The following is a 25,074-nucleotide window of genomic DNA, read 5'->3' on the forward strand; positions in this document are numbered from 1 at the left end:
AAATCACCTCTTTAAGACAGGAATATCCATAAGAGTAAACGACACTACTTTTATATTCAATTATGCAGCAATCTGGCCCGATAAACGAATAGAATAACTGTAGCTTTAACTATTTTACTTTTTATAAAGCAGAATTTATTTATGCTATCACCTGTTATAATTAACCGAACAGTCTGATAAATAAACATTAAGTTTCCTAATCATGCTATAATAAAAGTAAGCAATGGATCGGATTACACATGAGGGGTTAGGCGCACTGTTTCCTTCTGAAGTGTCTCTTGTTTGGGAGACCTCCCAAGAAGGAGGTGTTGCCTATGGATATTTATCAAACTTTGACGCTCATGATTTCATTTGGAGCGCTTATCGTTGCGATAATGTCCAATCAAAATAAAAAATAACCCCTCATGTGCTTTGGTAGGCTCTTTGAGGGATTATTTTTCCTTCTGATGTGCCTAGCCCCTCTTGACGGGTTTCGGTCTAATTGCTGACCGGAGATGCTGCGAACATCTTCGGTCTTTTATTATATTATGCTAAATCCGATGATCTATGTTCATTATACAACATTTTCAGAAAAAATAAACCATAGCTTACTTGTTAAGATTGGTCGCTTCAAAACGTAGGGTTCCCTTCCCGTCATAATCTCCGGTAATTCAATTTTTCACACCAAATAATTTAAAAAAGGATAAGGATACCAAACAAAAAAGTGGATCTCGATGTTGAGTGACAATAAAGTTGTTTATTTTTAAACCGCCAAATGCGTATTACCCCGTCCATTAAAATGAACGGGGAAGAATAAAGTTATTTAATTTTTGGATTAATTACCGAATAACTCTTTAAATAAGTAACAATAAAGTTGTTTAAATCTGGGAGTTCCATTTCAACAATTGGCCTGATTGAAGGACTGCTCTTCATTATTTCTTGGTTAAATTAAAGCTCATCTCAATTAAGTGATAAATCTCTTCTTTTGGATCGGCACGTTCTAAAACAAGTGTGATCCAATGTTCCTTATTCATATGATATGCAGGTAAAATGTCTCGTCGGATTCTTAAACTACCATTTAGTTCAGGAGGACATTTTAGTTCCAGAATATCTATTTTTTCTTTTTCATCTAATCCTAATTTCTCTGGAAGGACATCCATCACAAGACCATACCATTTTCCGTTGAATGCATGTCTCAAAACAGCATAGTTTGGAAACCTCTTCCACGGGTAATCAGGCAATGTACCGTACTTCTCTTTGACGTGCCTAAAGATATCTTCTCTTGTTAACATATCACAATAATTCCTCCAACTACCTATTCAAAATGCCTATTCCACTAAAAAACATTAGTCATTTTTGGTTGAACATGGTCCTAATGTGATGGATTTTTATTTTACTCCAGGTAGATTTCCAATCTTTTTAATAATTCATTCTTCATAAATTGCACTAAGTTCCTTTGTTTCAATAAAATGCGTTGTTGGCTTTACATTTAGATTTATAACATCATCTTCCACTGAACGATAAAACTTTTCAGTCCATTTTTATTTATCGCACTCCGTTACAGGGGAACACGTATAATTAAACCGTATCAAGATTCACGGTACCCCACATCAACCTATTTCGCCAAAATTAAGTTGCCACGAGACACCGAACCGATCATTTACCCAACCAAATTTCTTACTAAAACCGTAATTATCTAACGGCATAAGTGCTTGTCCGTCTGTAATAAGCTTCTCATAAAGATTATTGATCTCCTTTTCGGAATCACAAGTGATAAAGATGGAAAACGAAGGGGTAAAAGAAAACGCATGCTTTACATTACTGTCAATGCACATAAATTCTTGTCCCTTTAAGGAAAAGGTCGCATGCTTTACTGTCCCTTCATCTCCAGCTTCATTTGCTCCGTAGCGAGAGATACTTGTAATTTCTGAATCCTCGATGAGCGATGTGTAATAATTCATCGCTTCTTCTGCCTTGCCACCTTGAAACATCAAAAATGGTGTAACCTTTTCCATTAAAATCAATCCCTTTCTATTTTTCTCCAGTTTATCACATTTACCTACTAAAGATTTCTTCCCGATTGCTCATTTCTTACTCAATTAATTGGCAGGCTCCTAGTTCTATTCATTCTTTACAATCTCTGAGGACGTAAAAAGAACGACCCTGATTCTTTTCTTAGCGTAAGGAAATCAGGTTTTCCTCTTCCAAAAAATGTCTTAATGTTGTATTTCCGCATTTTGTCGGGAGAACCCCCCAGCACAAATTCGTAAAACTATTAACCCTGAAATTAGTCGACGTTAAACTACTCATCAAATTGATACTGCGGCGGTTTCTTCGTAAATCCTTTTGTTAAAAATAACAAGTATACAAATCCAATCAAGGCCCAGGTTCCCCCAACAATGAGTGCGGATTTACTTAAATTCAACCAGATATATAATGAGAAGCAGGCACCAATGAGCGGGATGACCAAATTCAACAAAGTACCTTTTGCACCGCGCTGCTTATTTTTAATATAAAAATGAAAAATCACTGATAGATTAACAAACATAAATGCAAGTAAAGCACCAAAGTTAACCAAAGAAAAACCTAGTGACAAATCAACAAAAAATGCTCCGAAACAAATAATGGCCATTACGATAATATTGAATACCGGTGTCTGATATTTTGGGAGTAAAAAACCAAACACTTTTGATGGAAGGACACGATCCCTGCCCATTGCATACAACAGCCGCGCACCGCTAGCTTGTGCTGCTAAATTACCACCGATATTTCCTACAAAGATAGCTGCTACAAATAACGATGTTAAAAACGGTCCTCCAATATATTTAACAATTTCCTCACCCGCCGCATCCGGGTTATTAAATGCATTAAAATTAGGATAGACCATGTTTAACGTATAGGATACAGTTATAAAAATTAAGCCGCCGATAAGAGCAACTAAAAAAATAGCTTTAGGTACAATTTTTTTAGGGTTGATCGTTTCCTCCGAAAAAGTAGTAACGGCATCAAAGCCTAAGAATGATGTCGCTACGATTGAGGCGCCTTGTATAACAGGAAAAGTGAAAGGTGCAAATAATAAAATGATTCCATTGAGAAAAGTGAGCCTGTCCCGATATGTCGAGTCATGACTTGATAATCGGCTACGCAAATAAAAATGGCAACAAATAGAAACAAATAAAGAATAAGACAAGTGGAAATTTTTGCGTTCACTTGGATGCCAAGAATGTTCACAACCGTCACTGAAACGGTAAATAATATCACCCATAACCAAAAGGGGATAAATGGGATGGCAGCACTTAAAAAGATGCTGCTTGCTAAAACGTTAAGCATCGGTAAAAACAAATAATCCAGCATGACTGCCCAGCCAACAAGGAATCCTAAATGAGGATTGATCGTCCGTTGCGTATAGGTGTAAGCTGAACCTGATGAAGGATAGGCTTTTATCATTCTTCCATAGCTATAAGCTGTAAAGGCCACCATGATCAGTGCAGTAAGATAAGCAGCAGGGACTCGTCCATGCGTGATGACCGCAACGATTCCATAAGGGGAAAACACCGCTGTCGGTATCATATAAGATAATCCTAAAATTAGTAATGGAAAAAGTGTTAAAGATCGTTTTAAATGAGCCGAGTTGTTTTTAGCCGGGGTATTTTTAGCAACACTTTTTGTGTTAATTGACAAAAGGATCATTCCTTTCTCATTTACTTTGAAACCAAGCCCAAAACTTTTTAATAACCAATGACAGATCCGGCAAATTTTAAAATGCCTTCTTCCGAAATTCACAATCACCAAATTCACAATAGATACACTTGTCTGATAACTAAAGTCGCAAGTTTACTTCAGCACCTGCTGTTTTTATTTGATTTCTGCTCCTATAAAACTAAACGTATTTATTTTGATAGACGATTGTACTTCCTCATAATTTGTAACAATTCTTCATGATCAATAGCATATACCTTGTTTCCATAAGGCTTAACAGTGCTCATTGTCTCTGAGGCCAGTAAAGCATTGACAACTGATTCATCTACAGCTTGACAAACGGCTTCATAAATTGGGTCAAATACCTCATCGTTTATGAACGCCATATTTAGTTTTTCTCGTGAATGCTGTAATATTTCCATTTCATTTGCAGTTGAAAAGGCTAAGAAGATATCGCCTGAATTATTACCGCCGGGGCTTCCGCTTCTTCCGATCCCAATTGCTGCACGCTTAGCAACGCGGCGAAGCTGATGGGGCAGCATAGGAATATCAGTGCCAATAATAACGATAATTGAACCCTGCTCCTGTTTTAACAACTTTCCTTTTGACAAATGCTTTCCGACAGGCACACCAAGAATGGAAAGCCAATCGCTCAGGCCGTAATTAGCTTGTACCAACACTCCAATATGATGCTGCTGCCCATTTATTTCAACAACCCGTGAAGATGTTCCGGTTCCCCCTTTAAACTCATAGCAAATCATTCCGGTTCCCCCGCCGACATTGCCTTCGGGTACTGGCCCAGACTTAGCACTTTCAATGGCGGAAATCACATGCTTTTCTTTTATATGCTGACCATTAATGTCATTTAGCACACCATCATACGTTTCAGCGATCACAGGCATAGCCCATATATCTTCATTACTAAATTGATTTTCGTACTGCTTTACCATCCATTTCGTTGTCGCATGGTGCGCCATTCCCACTGAATGCGTATTTGTTATACAAATAGGGCTTAGAAAGTAGCCGCCGTCATTCACCCAGTGCATACCAGTCATTTCTCCATTGCCATTCAAACTATAAAATCCTGCCCAAATTGGCTGCATTTTATCTTTTTTGCCGCGGGGCAAAATAGCTGTCACTCCGGTGCGAACAGGACCTTTACCGATTTGAACAGGCCCTTCCCCTTCAATCATTGTCGTCAATCCAACCTCTACGCCTGGAACATCAGTTATGGCATTAAAATTTCCTGGCGTACCGGGAAACGGTAACCCAAGATCACGACCTCGTTTTTTACTCATACCCATTTTCTCTCCTTACCTAGTTTGATTAAGAATTAAATTGCTTTTATCGTATACTGCTGGTTTTTTTTACATATTCGGCTTTTTAAGCGTTTACATATTTTTAGTTAATAAAAATTTAAAAGCTCCTAAAATAGGTCAATTCACATTTTAAATCCCCCTAAATGCATATTTTTCAATCTTTATCAACTTAAATGCAAGTACTATGCCAATCTGAAAAAAACGCGCTGCAACAATAAAAAATGGATATCTTGAACAAAAAACCATATAAAAAGCGTAAGCGGATACTTACACTTTTTATATGGTGAAGCAGACGAATATTATTATATCAAGTCATTTCTCTGTGTCATTATAAACTTACACTGTAATTTTATTATGACAATTTTATCATATAACCAATAAAACCCCTTCCTCAAGCTTGCAAGGTGGGAGCAGTTCAATTAAGAGTATTATGATTAATACCTAATCTATTCATTTTTTGGTATAAAAGCGGACGGGAGATTTTTAAAAGTTTTGCGGCTTTTGTTTTGTTCCCATGACACATGTTCAGCACTTGCATGATGGCTTCACGTTCTGCTTTCTTCTTATTAACTTTAGGACAATTATAACATATCAATTCCAAGTCACTTATATATGGACAAAATACGTACAGCTTTCTAATACTGTTTGGCATTAAAGACTTTCCATAATAAATCAACTAGCTCTATTAGATAAAAATTTTTGCTATCCAAATTAAATGCTCCCATAATTATTCAACGAAACAAACATCAAAAGACCTTAACCAAAAGTTCGTTAAGGTACTAATCACTTTTAAACTTCTTTCTTAAACGATGTGTTTCCAAATCAGCTAAACGGACAGGAATTGGCAGCCTGCTTTCCTCATTAATCAGCTTCATCATGATTTCGAAACTGCTGTTTAAATCAATATAATTGCCGCACGAGAGAAAAACGGGTTTGACATTTTTCATAGTTCTTACAGCTCTTCCATAAACGGTCCCATTGATGATAATATCACTGAAGGCTCCTACTTCATTTTCCGGCATAATAAAATCATGGTTTTGGATTTTCAAATAAGTTTTTGCGATACCAATTGTCGCTTTATTTAGGAAAAATGAAGCGTGAGTGGCGATTCCAATATGGTTATAATGCAGAAAACCATTGCCGTCAAATAAAAAGACATCCGGTTCAACTGTTAATTTTTCTGCAGCTTCAATAATTAACGGCAGCTCCCTAAAGGCCAGATACCCTGCCACATAGGGTACATTTATTTTACCCACGCTGCAAACCTTTTCAATTACTTCTTTTGAATGATAATCAATAACGATAATGCTGCAAGTACCAAATGATTGATTTTCCTCTTCCCAATAGGCTAAGTCGACTCCGGCACAAGTTTTTACTTCGTTCTCACTTATGGGACTTAATTTGATTCGTTTCTTTAAATGAAGCTGAATTTTTTTGAAATCTACTTCCTTTGTATAATTGAAATCATGTACCTTAATAATTTTCAATAAAAACCCTTCTTTAAATTACAAGTTTAAAATTGTTATTCTCTTCCTAAAGCCTGATTAATTTCCCGACGTTTCAATAATATTGCGTAATTATCGTCGCTTTTATCTTCTTTTATTTCCTTTTTAAAAATTAAAGTCCCATTTTCATCCCATTTTTTTTGGCAAATTGGGATTGAAAGCTCATATTCTATCATTGATTCAATATTTCCGTTTTCATACCAAGAAAAGCTTTTACCATTTATTAACCCATATTTCATTGGTTTCTCGCATTTTATATTTCCACTTTTGTAAAACTCTCTCTTTAATCCATGTGCTAATCCATCTTTATAAAAACAAAAATAAATTAATTCCCCATTATCATAAAGCTCATAAGTAAGCCCAGTAAAAGGCTCCCCTCCTTCATCTTCTGGATTATCTAATATTTCATCGCTGTAGGAACTAAACCACAAGTTTTCAAAGTCAATACCATTTTTCAGTACATATTCTTTTGAATAAAACTCTTTATTTTCTTGCATATTTCAGTACCTCCGGAATATAGTGCGCTCCATCAGTGATAAACTCACAGTGAGGGCATCTTGGCATTGGAAAGCCTTCAGGCATATGTTTATTTATTTTACGTGCACTTATTACATGTACCATTAAGTCATTTAAATCGGCGTCCGGTCTAGCCAATAAAGCTTTATTAAGAGCATAGACCTCTGCATGGGATCCTGCACCCGCTGTTTTTATATACCCTTCCTTTAGGTCAAAAGGCATATTTGCGATTCTTTCTTTTATAAGTTTATGTTTTATATCGGGAGTTAATCCGTCAACATCGTTTATTCCAAAATAATAGCATCCTGTTTTCTTATCTAGTACCCCCGCAACTGCTGGACCCCTTTGGCTCTTACTTAACCCGACTTTTTTTAATCTGTTCAACTCCTGATGTACTTCTCCCCTTAAATTAATTCGTTGATGGAGTTCATTTATCGATATATCCCCATATTTATCACGTAAATAGTCTATCTGTCTTATACTTGCATTCTTAGCGGTACTCCTACTACCTTTTCTACCAACTGTCTTTATCATGGTATCTTTAGATCCATTAAATATATCCCTTATGGTTGTATCCATCTTCCCAATACCCGCATAAGACGGTTGTAAAACTTGCGGCAGTCGGATTTCACCAACTTTTTTAACAATTTTGTTTGTAATGCTAAGGGACTGATGCTTTATTAATTGATAGCTATTCTTTAATGTACTTTTGATTAGATCTGGGTGGAGTGCGTTTCTAATCCCTTTTACGAGATTTGCTCCTTTTTCATCCATAGATGAAAACTTGAAACCTGTCATCCCGTACTTTCCAGCCAACCCCGTACCTCTTACTTCTGGAAAAATTGTTGCGATAACCATACCATCGGCAAGTAGATTGTCGCTAAATTCTATCTTTTTACCAATTACAGGATCGTACTCGTCATGTGTTCGCTGAATATCATGAATAGGAAGAATTTCTGCTGTTAAATTCCAGATATGACCTAATGCAGTTTCATCCGCTTGACGAAATTCTGCTGCAGTTCTCATTAAAAAGTCTTGAGATTGGCCTAAAAGATTCAGATAATGATGAATATGATTAATCAATTCTCTAATATAACCGGGTATACCTTAAGGAGACGATAAAATCTCTATTCAATCGAACGCAAGACATCAAGAAGCATCTCTTTGAAAGCATTGCGATCAATCGCTTCACAAACTCGAACATTTTTTGTGCGTTCCAGTCGATTGTTAATATCCACAAGACTGTAACCTCTTGTTAGTTCGCCGGCAGTTTCCACATCGACATAATAATGATTAGATTTTGTCATGATCTTTTCATTCGCCGCTACCGCTGCTAAAAGCGTATCTGGATGAGTCGTACCATTTAATCTGTGAACTTCTTTATTGAACTTCATCACAACTTTATTGACGTCTTTAAAAAATTGTGCCCCTTTTGTTGCTAATGCTTCAATGTCTTTATGATCGTTGTCGTCCATGATTGAAAATTGCGTACACATTTCCCAGCCAACCATTGTTATTGGAATGCCTGAATGCAGGACAATTTTCGCTGCTTCCGGATCAACCCAGAAATTATATTCCGCACTTGGCGTAATATTGCCTAATGCATTATTTGTGCCTCCCATTATTTGAACAACCCACCACTTAACAACCTTAGGTCTGTTTAAAGTGGGGGATTCCTGGGTAATGGCCACTTTTAATAGCTGACCAAATTCATCAGGCTAGCCCCGCAGTTCCTACGGTTAGAAGTCTTATAGCTTCATTTTTAAGATTTATGCTTGCATTAATGTCTCTATCATGGTGAATGCCACATTGCGGGCAATCCCATTTTCGCATTTTGCGGTCTTTTTCTGCTTTATTTTGATACCCGCAATTCGAACAGAGTTGGGAGGAAGGAAAAAATCTTGAAACAAAGACGATTTGTTTTCCGTACCACCTAGCTTTGTATTCGAGCATAGTACGAAATGAACGCCATCCAACTTCACTTATCGATTTTGCGGATTTTCGGTTTTTAATTATATTCGAAACAGCTAAATCTTCAATCCCAATAATGTCGTGGTTTTTGACAATATGGGTTGAGACTTTGTGCAGGTAATCATTTCGCGCATTCGTGATTTTTTCATGGATTTGCGCAACCTTTTTGCGCTGTTTATGCCAATTAAATGAGATCTTTTTTCTTCTTGAAAGGCTACGTTGGGCTTTTACTAGTTTCTTTTCTAACGAACGAAAGAATTTTGGATTCTTATATACTGTTCCGTCAGACAAAACAGCAAAGTCTTTTAATCCGACATCAATACCGACAGATGAACTTGATTTAGGAAGTTCTTCAATTTCTGTTTCAACAAGAATAGAAACAAAATATTTGCCGCTTGGATTGCGTCGTATGGTAGCGTTAATGATACGGCCTGTAACTTCACGGCTTTTTGCAAATGTCACTAAACCGAGTTTCGGTAACTTGATTTTGTTTCCTACAATCGCGATATTACCGTTTGTATGTTTTGTTGTGTAAGACTGGACTTTATTTTTCTTGGATTTGAATCGCGGCGCTTTAGTTTGTTTTTTGAAGAATCGAGTGAAGGCATCAGTAAGGTTTTTGAGTGATGATTGGAGTGAGATACTGTCTACTTCCTTTAACCATATTAATTCATTCTTCAGTTTTGTTAGTTCCGAAGAACAGGTATTGTATGTAAACCCTTTTCCTGTTTCTTTATAAGCATCATTCCATTTTCCAAGAAAATAATTAAAGACAAAGCGGCTGCAACCAATCGTTTTAGCAATTAGAATTTCTTGCGATTTATTTGGATAAATTCTAAATTTGTACGCTCTCCTAACGACCATTGGTTCACCCGCCTTCTATTGATTCTTTAATTATATTTTAACTTAATCACTCTAGACTTACGCCTAGCCGACATTCATCTCCCCCCTCAACCTTCACTCGCCATCGCATTGTTACGGTTTGAAGCAAGAGTATTCTGTTGGTGTTTGATAAAAACGGTTCTCATATAACACTTAACATTTGATCCGTATTGCTTGGATATATATAAATTCAAAAGTCCCCTCACTTTATAGGAATATATGTTCCTATCAAATATAGATTAAACCTTATGGTCTGAACTGTCAATGAATATTTCAGATGGGATACATGGTTGCTAAAGCACTTTTACTTGTAAAATAGAAAAACAAACGATATTTTTCCTCTATCATTGTTCAGTTTCACGAATTTCTAAAAATAAAAATATAAGTCAATTGTTACACCGTACAAAAAGAGGGCCGCCCACACTTGTAAGCAACTCTCCTTCTTTCTTAATTTAAAATTAGAACCTTCATTATATTAAGCGGATCAGCTATTCGCTAAATCGAAAATTCGCCCCATGTTACATTTGTTAAACCAATGTCATTTTATTAAGCATATCTTTGTGATTGATCATTTGGGTAATGAGTATAGTTCACTTCGTCATTCCACATGAGATTATATTTATCAGTCCAATCATTGGCGATCTTCTTACTTTTGATAATGACAAGGACTTCATCATTTTTCTCTTCAGCGCTTCTTGTAAAATTGTAGGACCCCGTTGAAAAAAGTTTATTATCCGCAATCATTATTTTTAGGTGCATTAACCCAGGATGTTTATTAACTTTGACGGGTATCCCTTCATTAATTAAGGCATTAATTGCATTCTTAGAATACCGTTGAGATTGTTCACCATCCGTTATGACCCTTACTTTAACGCCTCTTTTTTTCATCCGGGGTATGATTTTATCTTGGGTAATGATAAATACTGCAATATCAAGGGTCTTTTTTGTTTGGTCAATAATTTCATTTACTTTTAACAAAGGGGATCGATATTTATCTGATCTCGTAAAAGTATATTCAACCTCATTCTCAACTGTATTTTTTATTGGGGTTTTCTTTTCTTTCCTGCCCTGTTGATACTGGGATACCACATATCCAATCATACCGCCTGCAGCTAACATCGAACCTGCCCAAGTCAATAACATGATGAGCACCCCTTCAAGATGTTTACTTCAATAGTATGATGCCGGGTGATTGTTCAATAACAACAAAAAGAACACAGGAACGCTATTAAGATGATCCATGCCTTTTTCCTAGCATGATGTAACTTTTGTATAGCCTATGATAGGCTATATATTTAAGATAGTTTGCTATAAATATCATAAACTGGAACGATGATTAGCCATGACCCTTGCCAGGCCCTGAACAATTAAAAACATTGCAATGCCAAGCGTATCTATGCCCATATCTAATAACCGGCCGTCACGGCTAAAATATAACTGTAAAAGCTCGGTTAAAACTGCATATAGTGCAGAAATAACAAACACCTTCGTCCGATTGCCAAGTAACTCAAACAGTAACAATGCTAAAATCGAAAACCCGGTAAAATGACCGATCTTTTGAATTAAATAATGTGCATTTGTAAAATCATCCCCATTTACTATCAATAATTCAGCAAAATTTGGATGAGTAACGAAATGAAACTGAACAATGTGATCGAGCAAAAGCTTATCAAGATTTTCTGTACAAGTTAAGATAAAAAGTACAAGTGCCCAAGCTATAACGACTAATAACCTCAAGCGGAAACACACCTTTCTTAAATCAGATGTGTTCATTTCTTCCCAAAAAACTCCAAATCTATTCTTTTCAAAGCTGAAGGTAATAGAATAGTTGAACAGTCATTCAACATTATTACTCCTTGTAAAGCATCAAAATAAGAACAAAAGGAAAGCACCCACATTAGGTAACTCTCCTTCTTTCTTCTCACTTAAACACTGAAATCACTAGCAAAGTTTTCAATATGAATCTTTGTACATGCACTTTTAGGGAAGTCACTTACCCGATTAATGCATGAAAAAAAGCAATTTTATAAATCAAAGTTAACGCTCCTACGACAATTCCCGCTGTTGCCAACCCTCTTTTGTACGGCTTAAATAAGCCTACGGCACCATAAAATATCGCTAACATCCAGATCCGGAACATAAGCCAGCCAAATACAGGAATTAGGCCAAATGCAAATCCAATTAATGCAAGTGTAATTGACACTGTGGCATAAGTATTTGTATTTTTCTCTATAGCAATGTGATGAGTCATCACACAACCCCCTTCAGCTTTTTATTCCTACATTTGCCAACTTTTGTTCAATATATTCAATTGGCTAAAAAAATTAATAAAAGTCCTGCTTCAGTCGATAACGTTTTCCAGGACAGCCTCTTCAAACAAGACTTCTTCGATTGCATAGGGAATTTCATGAGATATTATCAACTTAGTTTGAAAAAATGACCCCCAAAAAAACAGACGTCGTTAGCCGATAAAATCTCTTATTACAAAAAAGAAATTACCACAGTATGATAATTTCTTTAAATTTCTTAACTCTAGTTTTTAATCTTCTATCGTTGATAAATCGCCGGTTGGTAAATCCAATTCCCATGCCTTTAAGATACGTCTCATAATCTTTCCGCTTCTTGTTTGTCTTTGGCAGTTTGAATTAAAAATTCAAGCCACTTGTTAAGATTGATTAGCATAATTACATACTTTAGCAAAATCCAATTTAATGCAACTTTAATCAGCTTTAATTGTTCCTTCTCAGTGTTATGTTTGAAACAGCGAAAAAATTTATCCTTCAAATGCCTTAATTTTTGCATTCGGGCTTAACACTTCTTCTGGATTAAAGTCTGCTAATGGCTTTCCACTTTTGACTTTGTTAACCCAATCATGGTTAGCCAGCGCTCCCCTGCCTAGGGTAATCATATCGGCTTCCCCTTTTTCAACGATTTCTATTGCCTTAGCAGGATCCTCTAAATGTCCGTTGGCTATCACGGAAATCTTCCCATACTTTTTTGCAAGAGCCGCAAGCGACGCTCCGTTGCCGTTGAAGGATGAATGGGTTTCAACAATATCTTCACCTGCTGGGAATGCAGGCAACCATGCTTTATACTCCGTAACATGGATAAAGTCAAGTCCAGCCTGTCCTAACTGTCCAAAGATGATTTCAGCATCTTTTTCTTTTCCTGCCCACTTGTGTGCGAAATCATTTACTTTCGCTTGTGAAATTCGAATACCGATGGTAAAGTCCTGCCCAACTGCTTCCCGAATAGCTTTAGACACTTCAACCAATAAACGGACCCGATTTTCAGTAGAACCACCGTATTCATCTGTACGTTTATTCGTATAGTCGGTCAGGAACTCGTCAAGTATGTAGCCATTGGCACCATGAATTTCAATCCCATCAAATCCAGCTGCTTTAGTATTTTTAGCCGCATTAACAAACCCGTTGATCACTTCTGTAATTTCTTCTTTTGTCGCTTCTCTTGGAGTAGGGTACGGTCCTTTCCCTCCATAAATTTCCGCTTGTTCCCCTTTTGGCTGAATGGCAGAAGGAGCGATTGTTTCTTGAACAAAACGGTTCCCTTGTGTAAGAGCTCCGGCATGTATTAACTGCGCAAACACTTTCGCGCCTGCTTGATGGACAGAGTCTACTACTTTCTTCCATGCTTGTACTTGTTCATCATAAACAATACCCGGTTGATTAGAATAACCTTGACTATACTTGTCATCTGTATAAATTCCTTCTGTAATAATCAGTCCAAACCCGCCGCGTGCAAATGATGTGTAGTATGATACCATCTGATCGGTTGCTAATCCTTCATATGTTGCGCTTGTGCGTGTAAGCGGGGCAACCCCTACCCGGTTTTTTAATGCTATATTGCCTAATGTAATAGTTTCAAATAACAACTTTGTTTCAGTCATCGTCAAAAACTCCCTCGTTTTTATCATTCTTCCACGGTGAAACAATCTGCAGATCGTCTCGGTATCGAGATGGAAAAAGCGAAATCTAAAATCTGATGTTCTCGCATTTTTTTGCAAATCACTGTAAGAAGACATCCGGATCCTTTGCATAAGATCTTTGTGTCTTTAATGCATTCATCATGAAGGTAGAAGACTTTTCCTATGAGGAAAGGTTTCGTCAAAGTATTCGTTTTGCAGTTTTAAATTTTGTGCATTTTTATAATTTTGGACACTACATAAAGTATCTTATAAGAACGAAAAACTGATTCCACTTAATAAATGAAAAGGGGCGCCAAACTTAGTTACCTATTACTGTCCCTTATGTCTGTTTGAAATTCGCCAAATCGACAAGAATCATTGACAATCAAATGACAGATTAAGTGGAATGGAAGCTTAACAATAAATAAATGTTAAATTGCTAAGGTAACGTATGTGAAATTAGCGAAAAAGGCCCCCAATTAAACCTATGTAATAAGTTCCTGCTAAAAATACTCGGACTAATACATGTAATAAAGTGAAAGAAGTTGATGCACCTATGAAAAAACGATTGATTCAAGTCTTTAGCAGTTTAATGTTGGTTTGCCTTCTCAGCCTTATCGTTGGCTGCCAACCGTCCCATGAAGTCAGCAGCAATGCAAAAAATAATTCGACTGCTGCCAGTACGTTGCATGACAAAAAAGTGAATGTAGCTATGGCCAATTCTGCTTTCAGCCCAGAAACTATCCATGTCGCAAAGGGCACAACCGTCACATGGAAAAATGACGATCCAATGCCGCATACTGTGACAAGCAAGACAGGATTGTTTGATTCAAAAGACATGGAAAGCGGAAAAACATTCTCATATAAGTTTAATAAACCAGGCACATATCACTATGACTGTATCTACCATCCCGGCATGACAGGGACGGTTGTCGTCTCAGATAAAAGTTCGCCTCAGACGGAAAAAGTTAAAAGCACAAGTTCAGCCAAAACATCGGCAGACAGCAAAGATAAAATTAAACCGCTTGGTACGGGTACCGCCGGCGAGCCCAAACAACCCGATGCTCTGCGCCTTCTGCCGTATAAGATGGAAAATGGCTATAAAGTATTTCATCTGAATGCCGAACAAGTTTGGTGGAAGGTTAACGATCATAAAAAAGTTAAATCATGGGCCTTCAATGGATCAGTTCCTGGTCCGGAAATTAAAGTAAACCAAGGTGATAAAGTAAAAATTGTTGTAAAAAATGATCTTCCTGAGGGAACAACGGTTCATTGGCATGGTTTGGATGTGCCATTCAAACAAGATGGATCAGGCGGAATAAGCCAGCCTGACATTAAGCCTGGGCAAACATGGACTTATAAATTTACTGTCAAGTCTCCGCCGGGATCCTATATGTATCATAGCCATCCAATGAAAGATATGTTGAAACAAGAGGAAATGGGACTGTTCGGGCCTTTTATTGTCGAACCAAAAGGAACCGGCTGGAAACAAGTACATCCGGGTTATCAGGACGAGTATACACTCATGGTCAACGATTCGCCGCAATTCGGTTATACCATTAACAGTCTATCCTATCCGGCAACACCTGTTCTACCGGCAAAAGTGGGTGATAAGGTCCTTGTCCACCTGATCAATATCGGATCGATGGATCATCCCATGCACTTGCATGGCATGCACTTCCAAGAGCTTAGCCAAGACGGCTCTCCGTTGCCATCACCTGTAACAATGGACACTATCAATACAGCACCGGGGACGACATACGATTTGTCATTCAAAGCGGACCAGCCGGGCAAATGGCTGTTTCATTGTCACATTACTCAGCACACCACTGATAGCAGCGGCAACATGAGCGGCATGATCTCCATGTTTGATGTGAAAAAATAGGTATCCAAAAAAACATGAAGGACAAAGTTTTAAATGAATACTTAAATTTTGTCCTTCATACTGTTGATGAAAGACAAGTTTACATTCATTGATCTTAATTTTGTCCTTCATACGGCAAATGAAAGACATTTTGCTCAGTATTATTTTAAAAAATGTCTTTCATCACTTATGATAAAGTTTACCTTACAGATTCCCGCAAGATGATATTTAATATTTTAACAGCTAATAAATAAGGAGAGCCGTTGTCTTCATCAACGGCTCTCCTTATTTAAAGATCAAAATATTCATCCTTACGTTAAAAAATACGGCTCATTCAAAAAAAGTGATAAAAGGCGTTGAGAACGCATAACCCTCGATGGTTCAACTGCTGCAACGTACCTGTCCTCCGGTTTCATATGAGCCTGCCCCGCAATTCTTCAGTGATGATGTATATAAGCACTTTAGTAGGCAACCCTTTATAGAAAAAATGTTTCATTTCATTGCAAAATATAACGCTTCTCATCACAAAATAATGAAAAAACACCTTATGAGATAAGGAGAAAGGAAAACAAAAGTGAATTATAAGGAATTCGATCTTAGAGGTGATTCTGCACTTGTTTATTTTTGTGAAAATGATTTAAAAGATAGCTGCATAGTTGCTATCCCCAGATGGAACTGGAGTTTTTTTATGGATTATAATATAAGCCTTGAAGATGAAAAGCCAATGTTAATTAATACTCTGACTCAAAAACTTAATCATCAAGATGCTGAGGATTTAGCTGATAAACTGTATAACTTTATTTTCAATAATTGAAATTTAACACCTCTCTTCAGATATTCATACCGAACATATTTTCGTGTAAAATAAGAAGAGAGGTGAGATCAGTGACAAAAGGTTTTTATTTAACGGATGAGGAAAAACGCGTGATCTGTGATTTCATTTTTCTTCCTTTAGCCCGCCGTGTTCTCGAAAATGATCTAAATGTAATAAAAACAAGCAACCTTAAATTTAAATCCGTTTATTGTTCTCTCATTGAGAAAGCATTGCAAAAACTATCTTGTGATTTAAGGGATGTAAGAAAAGCTATCTTAAAATTAAATATAAAACCTATATATGAGGACACTCTCTGTTATAAAGTGATTTGCCGGGGCTGGCATCATCATGTTCAAATACACGATATGATTGCCGCGCAACAAGTGCAAAGGAAAGTTAATTATTATATAACGGGAGCAGGATAAAAATATACGGGATCGCATTAGTTTAAATGGCGTAAGACTGGTTTAGGCATAATAAATTGAAAGAATAAGCGGCAGCGTATGCCTCAGGAAAGAAAAATGAATACAAAGTACTTGAAAACGTTCCAAACATTAATGGATAAACCGCCCCAAATTAACAAATTCGCAAAATGTTTGGAGGTATGAACATGAAAAAAGCCGTGAGTGCACTTTTATCAGTATGTCTATTACCGAGTTTAATCGCATGCAGCAATCATTCCACAATAAGTACTGATACTGTTCCCTCATCCTCTATAGCAAATGCCAAAGAAAGTAAAATCATTCTTCATGATCAACGAAAGCTCAGTCAATGGTTTAAAACGGCAAAAAAAGACGGTCCCACGGGCAGACGTATAAAAGCCTTAGAGAATATCGCCATGTATTATAATTGGCATCATGATAGCAATATTAAGGAGGCAAAAGAGGAACTCTTTGGCAACACCCCGTTACATGACAATTTAGATGTCGTCGAAGCGGCATTTCGAGAAGCATCAGTAATGGATCCTTATGATTCAGATCTGAAATATTCCCTTGCCTCAACTCAAATATTCCATCATGAGGTCCCCGAAGCTTTGAAAACTTATCAGCAAATATTAAAACTGGATCACGATAACTTTAAGGCAAGATTGGCTTATGCGCTATATTCAAAAGCCGAAGGACATGAGCAAGATTTCAAAACAAATTTTAATCAATTGGAAAAAATAAATAAGACAAGAGCCAATGATTATAAAAACCGGCTTAAAGACGTTGAGAGAATTAAGGCTATGAAAATAAATGGGCAAATCCCAAATCATCTCCCTGATAACGGCAGCCATGCTTTTATTTTGCTGGGGGCTGGTTTATCTGATCAAGGTAAAATTCAAAAACCCCTTTTGGGAAGGTTGGAAGTTGCAAAAAAGGCGGCAGAAAAATATCCCCGTTCTAAGATCATTGTCACAGGCGGTTCACCCAAGGAAGGAAAGACAGAAGCGGCGGCTATGTATGACTGGCTGGTCAAAAGCGGGATTAATAAAGACCGTATCATCAAAGAAGATATGGCCATGGACACCGTAGAAAATGCATTATTTTCAATGGATATTGCCGAGAAACAAAAAATAAATGACATCACACTGATTACAAGTGCAAGCCATATGAAACGGGCTTTGGTGATTTTTAACGAAATCAATAAAGATATTTATAATAACCGATATAGAAAAATGACTCATATCGCATACATGAATGAGGATCAAAACAAGGCTGAAAAAGTAAGCAAAGATGAAGAAATAGCCATATATCGGGATTTGATCAGAGCCTCAGGTATTTGGGTGTTCCCCGGGCTGCAGAGATAACCTTCCCAAATGCAGGTCATGCGTGAAATAAAAATAGCATGAAGGACAAAGTTTTAAATGACTGCTTAAATTTTGTCCTTCATACTGTCAATGACGGACATTTTGCCAGATATTATTTGAAAAAGTGTCTTTCATCATTTGGGATAAAGTTCATGCCCACAAAATGATATTAAAAAAACACTTTAAAGCCGGTTGCACACTTTAAAGTGTTTATCTTACACATTATTCATCCATCATGATATTTTGATTGGTCATGACAACGCTATTATTCTTAAGCGACATTGTACGTATTTTGGTAAGAAGAAATAGCACAGATAGAACGGCTAATACCATTGTTCCGCCGCATAAAACAAGCGCTGCCTTAAAACCAAAGTATTGGGCAATAAATCCGGTTAATGCGGGAGAAACAATAGAGGCTAATGCCCCTGCTGTATTCATGATCCCTCCTAAAGAACCTGCTGTTCCTTTAGGGGCTAAATCTTGAGGCAGCGACCAAAGAATGGCTGTAGAAGCGGACTCTGCAGTCATTGCAATAACGAGCAGCCAGGCGGCAACGACCGCGGATTCTACAAATGCAGCGCCAATTACTGAAACCGCTATTAATTGTGCGATCACTAATATTGTTTTTTTAACCTTATTAACTTCATAGCCCTTCCCTATTAAATAGTCACTCAAAATTCCGACAAGCGGTTGTGCAAGCATACCCGCTATCCACGGCAAGGTCGCGTAAAAAGCCACACTTCCCAAATCCATATGGCGGGCTGCAATAAGATATCCGGGCAGCCATGTTAAATATAAATAATATACATAATCTTGGAAAAATTTAATAGCTATAATCGCCCATGTATTACGTAATTTAAGTAGTTCAAGCACAATGGACCCATTCATTGATTGCTTTTGGCTCTTTTCTTCTGCATCTTTCCTTTTTTCCCGAAATGTCAGGAACCAAAGGATGACCCACAAAAGGCTGCACAAACCTGTAATAATAAAGGCGATTCTCCAATCCGGATTTTCTTTGGTTCCAAGCCAAACCATCAAGCCAAGCATCAGTCCTGGTGTCAAAGCATAACCCAAACGTAGTCCGGCGAGATAAATCCCTGTTGCTGTTCCCCTCTTTTCCTTTTCAAAGTTCTCGGCAACGACTTTTGTTGCTGCCGGAAAATTGGCCGACTCACCGGCACCGACAAGTAAGCGGCTGAAGAAAAGCATCCCGGCACCTCTTGCAAGCCCCGATAAAGCCGAAGCAATGGACCATAAAAACGCCGCTATCCCGTAAACTTTTTTTGATCCAAAACGGTCACACAGATAACCTGCAGGTAAATTGAAAATAAGATATGTCCAACCGAATGATGATAAAATCAAGCCCATTGTTCCCAAACTAAGATGTAAATCCTTTGCTATGAAAGTATTCGCGGTAGAAAAACTTCCCCTGTCAATCGCATTAATCAATGTTCCTGAAAAGATAAGAAATAACACCCATATTTGCGAGACATTGAAATACTTTTTCAATATTTACACCCCTCGTAATAAAAAGTTGGACCTAAATTTAATGAGTGACGACAGAACCCGATGTCCTTTCAATCGTTTTACGTCTTGTCATCACTCACCAACTAAACTTATCACTTACCTTCTCTAACCAAAGGGTTAGGAAACGTTACATTTAATGTATCTCCCAGCTCAATTAATTCTTTTTGAACATCTTTTGATAATGAAATCCCTTCGCTGGAACGCTTATCAAGCTCCCTTTTCCTCCTTTCGCCAGGGTAGCGGATCTCTTCAACTCCGGGTACTTTAGGTATATCCTTCATTTCATGCAGCAATAGATTAATGGTTTGAGTAAACTGTTCAAGAGGCATAAACTTTTCAATATCAAAAAGAATAAAGAAGTGACCAACATTAGCGGGGGCATTGGATTGTTCCTGGTAGATGTTATTGATATGCGGTCCAAAGGAGGCACCGGTTAAAATACCTGTTAAAATTTCTACAGCCAGTGCTAAAGCCGACCCTTTTGCGCCTCCGAGCGGTAAAACTGCGCCTTGTAGAGCTTCGTTCGGATCATTTGTCATGTTCCCTTCTTCATTAATAGCCCATCCATCCGGTATGGATTCACCTTGTTTTGCGGCTAAGATGATTTTTCCCCTTGCAGCAACACTTGTAGATAGGTCAATAATAATAGGCTTGTCATTTCCCGTTGGAAAGCCGAAAGCTATTGGGTTTGTTCCAAAAAAAGCCCTTCTGCCTCCCCAGGGGGCGATGCCGGGCGGAGAATTAGTAAAAGCTATCGCAGCAAGGTGTCGTTCACACGCTATTTGACAAAAATATGAGGCTGTACCAAAATGGTTGCTATTTCTAATGCCAACCGCTGCAACGCCTGTCTCTTTAACCATTTCAAATGCCTTATTCAGCGCATGATAACTGACAATCTGTCCCAAACCATTGTCACCATCAACGTTTAATACGGATGTCCCTTTTTTCTTAACAGATATGTTAGGCTTTGGATTAATTCGATTATCCATCAGGCGTTTTGAATAAACAACCAAACGGCTGATACCATGGCTGTCTATCCCTTCTAAGTTTGCTTTTACAAGTGCATCAGAAACGACCTCAGCATTTTCATGACTGACGTTCAATTTCATAAGAATATCCTGACAAAATTTTTTTAATTGCTCTTTATCAAATAATGCCATTTCACTCGTCCCTTTTATTCAGATCTTTCATAATCGAGTTTTCAACACTGTCTAAATGTATGGACATATTTTTCTGGGCTAAGGGAATATCTCTGTCTTTAAGCGCATTTAAAATATTTTTATGCTCACCGACCGATTTTATCGCCCTCCCGGGAATTTGCATAGACTGGCTTCGGGAACTTTCCATTAAATCAATAAGACTGTGCATAATACGAATTAAAACTGAGTTTTGTGACATATTCGCTAAAGTTAAATGGAAGTTATGATCTAAGCGGGAAAGTTTTGTACAGTCAATATGGTCTTTTTTGATTTCTTCAGCCGCTTCTTCTACAATCTCAGTTAACTTTTTTATTTGATCATCAGTTAAATACTGACTTCCCCATTCAATAGCGCTGTTTTCTAAGACCCTGCGAATGGCAAAAAAGTCTTTGAGTTGATCTGTAGATATGAAGAATGATGAAATCATTTTATTGATTCGTTGTTCTTCCGTTGCCACAAAGACACCCGTCCCATGCTTAATAGTCAGGTAACCAAATGCCTCTAACATCTTGTAGGCCTCTCTTACAGTATTCCGGCTAACATTTAAATTCACAGCCATTTCTCTTTCGCCCGGAATCTTTTGCCCAGCCTGATATTTATTTTCATGAATTTGCTTTTTAATATGTTCCGCGACCTTCTCGGAAACGCCTTTTCTTTCAATATTAAACGTATCAGCCATGACTTAGCTCTCCCATCGCTTTTTTCTAAATTATACAATACATAATGACTTCTCCTTTCATCAGGGTTCAAAAAGGAGGACAAAAAGAGCCGACACTGGCTAAAAACGTCACGTCCATGTGACAACGCCAGTACTAGCACGTCCTGTGCGTCGGAAGTTCAAGGAAGCGCCGCCTCCGAGCACCGGAGCGACGAGCATATCTTCTCGAAACGACTGCGAGTTGCGACGAGAAGTTGGTGATACATCTGTGAATAAATTACGGCGCAGGAGCACAGATGCATCTTAGAATTTGCTCGATACGTGAGGAGCGGAGGAGCCAGCTGACGCGGAAATTCGACAGCTATTTTTCCCGGACTTTTTGAACATCCTCATATAATAATTTCCCTAACTCGTGAGCGACAAGTATTGAAGTGCGAATTTGCGATTCACGGGTCAGCCCGGCAACATGCGGTGTTAATATGACATTTTCATAAGATAATAGATTGTTTGTCGGGGAAATCGGTTCAGATTCGAGAACGTCTAAAAACGCGCCGGCCATTTGCTGATTTTCTAATGCCGAAGATAGAGCTGTTTCGTCAATGATCCCTCCCCTGGATGTATTAATGAGATAAGCATGGGGCTTCATCACTTCAAATTCGTTATAAGAAATGAGATGTTTAGTATCAGAAGTTAAAGGCACATGCAATGAAACAAAATCGGAAATGCTCAGACACTCTTGCAAAGAGTCTAATTGATGAACACCGGTTTCAGAAACAATATGATCATATTCAGCCATAAAAGGATCATACCCAACGACATTCATGCCAAATGCTTTGGCTCTCTTTGCAACGCGGTGTGAAATCTCGCCTAATCCAATCAAACCTAACGTCTTGCGGTATAGTTCCTCCCCTGTATATTTTTTTCTATCCCAATTTCCTTTTCTAATGTCCTGATTAGCTAAATGAATAGGCCTTTTGACACTTAAAATAGCAGCCATCACATATTCCGCAACAGAAGTCGCATTCGCATTCCGGGCGTAAACAACTTTAATGCCCTTTTCCTGCGCTGCTTTGACATCAATATTATCGAGCCCCACCCCAAGCCTTCCTACCGCTTTTAACTTAGTTCCGGCATTGATAAGCTCTTGATCTACTTTTGTTTGGTTTCTGACAATAATGGCATGATAGTCTTTCAAACAACTCAGACATTCCGCCCTGTTTCTCCACAAATTTTCATCATAGTCAACATCAATGCCCAGGCTTTCTAATTCCCTTATGCCTTCCTCCCAAATCAATTCGGTTATTAATACCTTCATATGAAAATCTCCTATTCTTACATTGATCTAAAATTTATCAATACAAAAAATCCTGAGTATTTTAATAACTAAAAGGAAAATCTAATATTAAATATGTCCCCCCATCCTGTCCGCAACGGGGAGACTAATAGATAAATCAAGCGCTGCGATAAAGCTTCGTCATGACAAACTCACGATGGCCCAACGCTTCAGCACTTGTAAGACGGCCATTAACTGTTCTATAGAGATAATCCATCAATAAATCGCCCGCTTCTGTTAAAGTTATCTCTCTGGAAAGCAGCCCTTTGACATCAACATCTATATGTTCTTTCATTGTTTCGGCTGTTTTAGGATTAGCTGTTATCTTAACAACCGGCTCGATTGGGTTGCCAATAATATTCCCTTGTCCAGTTGGGAAGAAATGAACAACTGCCCCGGCTGCCGCCATTAAAGTTACACATTCCGCTGCAGCTGAAGAGGTATCCATGAAGTATAAACCATTGCCACTTTTCGGTGCCTCAGCCGGCTCCAATACACCAATGATTTCTTTAGTGCCCGTTTTCGCGATATTTCCAAGCGCTTTCTCTTCAATTGTAGAAAGTCCACCGGCAATATTCCCTTGTGTCGGCTGCGAACCTAACAGATCAACACCCTGTGATGCAATTTCACCGACATAATCATTGTAAATAGCCATAAATTTTTCCTTTAATTCAGGCGTGGCCATTCTTTCCCTAATAAGGTGTTCACCGCCGGTTAATTCTGATGTTTCACCAAAAAATACTGTTGCACCGGCATCAACCAGACGATCGACAGCCTGCGAAACCGTCGGGCATGATCCCATCCCTGTCGTTGTATCCGACTCGCCGCATTTAATGCTAACGCTCAGATCTTTAAGTTCAACCGGTTCTCTATGTAATTCTGATGCCCATTGAACATATTCCTTTGCTGTCCAAGAAGCTTGACGAACGGTTTCGAAATCCCCATTGCCTTCAATTGAAAAATAAGACACCGGTTTCCCCGTCAAAGCAATGCCGTCTGCAATTCTTTTTGACCAATTTTCTTCAATCCCTATCACAACAACCGCCGCCACATTAGGATTCGAACCGATGCCGATCAATGTTCTAAAATGCAACTCTAAATCTTCACCGTATTGCAATCTTCCATAGGCATGGGATAAGGCTAAAGTTCCTTTAACATTATTTGCAACAGCCTCACAAGCAGCGTTTGAAATGTCGTCAACCGGTAAGATTACGACATGATTACGAATGCCCACTCTGCCATTTTCCCTGCGATAACCTAATAGTTTTTCCATTTTTACCACCTCGCCGTTTTTATATTATGGGTGTGAACATAGTCCCCGACTTCCCATTTGCAAGTTGTTAATCCAATTTGAATGCCATATTTTAAAACCGGTTGATTTACATCTAAATTAACCAATGCAATCTTATGTCCTAAAGAAATGTTGTCATTAGCAACAACTTCAACCGTTGTTCCATCATCCATATAAACGCCGACCACTTTTTCCCCTTTCCCGATATCTGTTACTGCAACCCCAACATGATCACCCTGATTATGAATGAGAAATTTGTGAGTACTGACAGCTTTTGTCTTTAATTCATTATCTTCCATTGCGACGCCGTAACCATTTTTTTGCATAGACTGCTCCCTCCCGAAAGTTTGAATTAAATAGGTTGGGTGGCCCAACCACTATTTATTTATATTAAAACATCTGCCAATATTAAAATCAACATAATTTTCTATTAATTCTAAAAACATTACGATTGTACTACACTGCATATTTTAGATAATAAAATTGATCCGGATGCCGTTGATTCAAACAAGGCAGATAATTAGATGAAAATATTAATTCTTCTCCACCCTTAATATACAGTGTTTTATGTACAAGTATTTTGCATAAAGGGTGCAAAATAAATAACGTTACAGCAATTACTTTTTGCACCCTTGTTTCTCTCACGCTAATTAATATCGGTATTAAATTTGGCACAAAACTTGCAAATTAACTGAATATACAATCAATTAAACAAAAGAAAAATAGGGGGGAATAAAGAGAATGAAAGAACAATTGTCGATGATTCTGGTCATTATTGCTATACTTAGTAGTAGAACGATCGG

General features: G+C 37.9%; 25 protein-coding genes and 1 pseudogene. 5 read left to right on the plus strand and 21 right to left on the minus strand.

The window, feature by feature from the left end; translation table 11 throughout:
* The first annotated feature begins 341 nt into the window (after nucleotides 1-341).
* A complete protein-coding gene (locus ACFQRG_RS21785) occupies nucleotides 342-398 on the plus strand; it encodes a hypothetical protein (RefSeq protein WP_380970374.1) in 57 nt (18 codons plus the stop codon).
* A 513-nt stretch (nucleotides 399-911) separates the two neighbouring features.
* Here the strand turns inward: ACFQRG_RS21785 and ACFQRG_RS21790 are convergent.
* The 15 genes and pseudogenes from ACFQRG_RS21790 to ACFQRG_RS21860 form a co-directional block, all read right to left on the minus strand.
* The gene (locus tag ACFQRG_RS21790; protein ID WP_380970316.1) at nucleotides 912-1,271 is read right to left on the minus strand and encodes an MmcQ/YjbR family DNA-binding protein; all 360 of its coding nucleotides are present in this window, start codon (nucleotides 1,269-1,271) and stop codon (nucleotides 912-914) included.
* Nucleotides 1,272-1,589: 318 nt separating this feature from the next.
* On the minus strand, nucleotides 1,590-1,994 hold the full coding sequence (locus ACFQRG_RS21795) for a VOC family protein (RefSeq protein WP_380970318.1): 405 nt from the start codon (nucleotides 1,992-1,994) through the stop codon (nucleotides 1,590-1,592).
* Nucleotides 1,995-2,281: 287 nt separating this feature from the next.
* Nucleotides 2,282-3,064: an APC family permease gene (locus ACFQRG_RS21800; protein ID WP_380970376.1), complete on the minus strand. Its 783-nt coding sequence runs from the start codon at nucleotides 3,062-3,064 to the stop codon at nucleotides 2,282-2,284.
* Nucleotides 3,007-3,777 carry an APC family permease gene (locus ACFQRG_RS21805; RefSeq protein ID WP_380970320.1) on the minus strand — a complete coding sequence of 257 codons (771 nt, stop codon included), beginning with the start codon at nucleotides 3,775-3,777 and terminating at the stop codon, nucleotides 3,007-3,009. Before ACFQRG_RS21805 ends, ACFQRG_RS21800 begins: the two co-directional genes overlap by 58 nt.
* Nucleotides 3,778-3,869: 92 nt before the next feature.
* Nucleotides 3,870-4,976 carry a DmpA family aminopeptidase gene (locus ACFQRG_RS21810; RefSeq protein ID WP_380970322.1) on the minus strand — a complete coding sequence of 369 codons (1,107 nt, stop codon included), beginning with the start codon at nucleotides 4,974-4,976 and terminating at the stop codon, nucleotides 3,870-3,872.
* A gap of 436 nt (nucleotides 4,977-5,412) precedes the next feature.
* Nucleotides 5,413-5,649, minus strand: a complete 237-nt coding sequence (locus ACFQRG_RS21815; protein WP_380970324.1) for a helix-turn-helix domain-containing protein — start codon at nucleotides 5,647-5,649, stop codon at nucleotides 5,413-5,415.
* A 127-nt stretch (nucleotides 5,650-5,776) separates the two neighbouring features.
* A complete protein-coding gene (locus ACFQRG_RS21820; protein ID WP_380970326.1) occupies nucleotides 5,777-6,484 on the minus strand; it encodes an endonuclease V in 708 nt (235 codons plus the stop codon).
* Nucleotides 6,485-6,519: 35 nt separating this feature from the next.
* The gene (locus tag ACFQRG_RS21825; protein ID WP_380970328.1) at nucleotides 6,520-6,999 is read right to left on the minus strand and encodes a toxin-antitoxin system YwqK family antitoxin; all 480 of its coding nucleotides are present in this window, start codon (nucleotides 6,997-6,999) and stop codon (nucleotides 6,520-6,522) included.
* Nucleotides 6,986-8,101, minus strand: coding sequence for a YwqJ-related putative deaminase (locus ACFQRG_RS21830; protein WP_380970330.1), 1,116 nt, complete (start codon nucleotides 8,099-8,101; stop codon nucleotides 6,986-6,988). The genes ACFQRG_RS21825 and ACFQRG_RS21830 overlap by 14 nt, the downstream gene beginning before the upstream one ends.
* Nucleotides 8,102-8,145: 44 nt before the next feature.
* Nucleotides 8,146-8,643, minus strand: a pseudogene (locus ACFQRG_RS21835) (nucleoside hydrolase); the annotation flags it as partial.
* A gap of 88 nt (nucleotides 8,644-8,731) precedes the next feature.
* Nucleotides 8,732-9,853, minus strand: coding sequence for an IS200/IS605 family element RNA-guided endonuclease TnpB (tnpB, locus tag ACFQRG_RS21840; protein WP_380970332.1), 1,122 nt, complete (start codon nucleotides 9,851-9,853; stop codon nucleotides 8,732-8,734).
* Between the two features lie 564 nt (nucleotides 9,854-10,417).
* Nucleotides 10,418-11,014, minus strand: coding sequence for a phospholipase D-like domain-containing protein (locus tag ACFQRG_RS21845; protein WP_380970334.1), 597 nt, complete (start codon nucleotides 11,012-11,014; stop codon nucleotides 10,418-10,420).
* Between the two features lie 174 nt (nucleotides 11,015-11,188).
* Nucleotides 11,189-11,608: a VanZ family protein gene (locus ACFQRG_RS21850; protein ID WP_380970336.1), complete on the minus strand. Its 420-nt coding sequence runs from the start codon at nucleotides 11,606-11,608 to the stop codon at nucleotides 11,189-11,191.
* A 256-nt stretch (nucleotides 11,609-11,864) separates the two neighbouring features.
* A complete protein-coding gene (locus ACFQRG_RS21855) occupies nucleotides 11,865-12,122 on the minus strand; it encodes a hypothetical protein (protein WP_380970338.1) in 258 nt (85 codons plus the stop codon).
* A gap of 522 nt (nucleotides 12,123-12,644) precedes the next feature.
* Nucleotides 12,645-13,778 (minus strand): NADH:flavin oxidoreductase, encoded by a 1,134-nt coding sequence (locus ACFQRG_RS21860; RefSeq protein WP_380970340.1) that lies wholly within the window; start codon nucleotides 13,776-13,778, stop codon nucleotides 12,645-12,647.
* 574 nt (nucleotides 13,779-14,352) lie between these two features.
* Between ACFQRG_RS21860 and ACFQRG_RS21865 the strand changes: the two genes are divergently transcribed.
* The 4 genes from ACFQRG_RS21865 (at nucleotide 14,353) to ACFQRG_RS21880 (ending at nucleotide 18,263) form a co-directional block, all read left to right on the plus strand.
* On the plus strand, nucleotides 14,353-15,681 hold the full coding sequence (locus ACFQRG_RS21865) for a multicopper oxidase domain-containing protein (protein ID WP_380970342.1): 1,329 nt from the start codon (nucleotides 14,353-14,355) through the stop codon (nucleotides 15,679-15,681).
* Nucleotides 15,682-16,234: 553 nt separating this feature from the next.
* Entirely contained in the window at nucleotides 16,235-16,474 is a 240-nt protein-coding gene (locus ACFQRG_RS21870; protein ID WP_380970344.1) for a YueH family protein, read from the plus strand.
* A 71-nt stretch (nucleotides 16,475-16,545) separates the two neighbouring features.
* Complete coding sequence (locus ACFQRG_RS21875; protein ID WP_380970346.1) at nucleotides 16,546-16,899, plus strand: YhjD family protein; 354 nt, start codon at nucleotides 16,546-16,548, stop codon at nucleotides 16,897-16,899.
* A 185-nt stretch (nucleotides 16,900-17,084) separates the two neighbouring features.
* Nucleotides 17,085-18,263: an ElyC/SanA/YdcF family protein gene (locus ACFQRG_RS21880; protein ID WP_380970348.1), complete on the plus strand. Its 1,179-nt coding sequence runs from the start codon at nucleotides 17,085-17,087 to the stop codon at nucleotides 18,261-18,263.
* A 222-nt stretch (nucleotides 18,264-18,485) separates the two neighbouring features.
* Here ACFQRG_RS21880 and ACFQRG_RS21885 read toward each other — a convergent pair whose 3' ends face one another.
* From ACFQRG_RS21885 to ACFQRG_RS21910, 6 genes are all read right to left on the minus strand, one after another.
* Complete coding sequence (locus ACFQRG_RS21885) at nucleotides 18,486-19,772, minus strand: MFS transporter (RefSeq protein ID WP_380970350.1); 1,287 nt, start codon at nucleotides 19,770-19,772, stop codon at nucleotides 18,486-18,488.
* Between the two features lie 110 nt (nucleotides 19,773-19,882).
* The gene (locus ACFQRG_RS21890; RefSeq protein ID WP_380970352.1) at nucleotides 19,883-20,950 is read right to left on the minus strand and encodes an Ldh family oxidoreductase; all 1,068 of its coding nucleotides are present in this window, start codon (nucleotides 20,948-20,950) and stop codon (nucleotides 19,883-19,885) included.
* Between the two features lies 1 nt (nucleotide 20,951).
* Nucleotides 20,952-21,668: a FadR/GntR family transcriptional regulator gene (locus ACFQRG_RS21895; protein WP_380970354.1), complete on the minus strand. Its 717-nt coding sequence runs from the start codon at nucleotides 21,666-21,668 to the stop codon at nucleotides 20,952-20,954.
* 340 nt (nucleotides 21,669-22,008) lie between these two features.
* Nucleotides 22,009-22,962: a hydroxyacid dehydrogenase gene (locus tag ACFQRG_RS21900; protein ID WP_380970356.1), complete on the minus strand. Its 954-nt coding sequence runs from the start codon at nucleotides 22,960-22,962 to the stop codon at nucleotides 22,009-22,011.
* Between the two features lie 136 nt (nucleotides 22,963-23,098).
* The gene (locus ACFQRG_RS21905; RefSeq protein WP_380970358.1) at nucleotides 23,099-24,253 is read right to left on the minus strand and encodes a UxaA family hydrolase; all 1,155 of its coding nucleotides are present in this window, start codon (nucleotides 24,251-24,253) and stop codon (nucleotides 23,099-23,101) included.
* Between the two features lie 2 nt (nucleotides 24,254-24,255).
* The gene (locus tag ACFQRG_RS21910; protein ID WP_380970360.1) at nucleotides 24,256-24,597 is read right to left on the minus strand and encodes a UxaA family hydrolase; all 342 of its coding nucleotides are present in this window, start codon (nucleotides 24,595-24,597) and stop codon (nucleotides 24,256-24,258) included.
* Nucleotides 24,598-25,074 lie beyond the last annotated feature (477 nt).

This window comes from Scopulibacillus cellulosilyticus (assembly GCF_042665295.1).
Classification (GTDB): domain Bacteria; phylum Bacillota; class Bacilli; order Bacillales; family Sporolactobacillaceae; genus Scopulibacillus_A; species Scopulibacillus_A cellulosilyticus.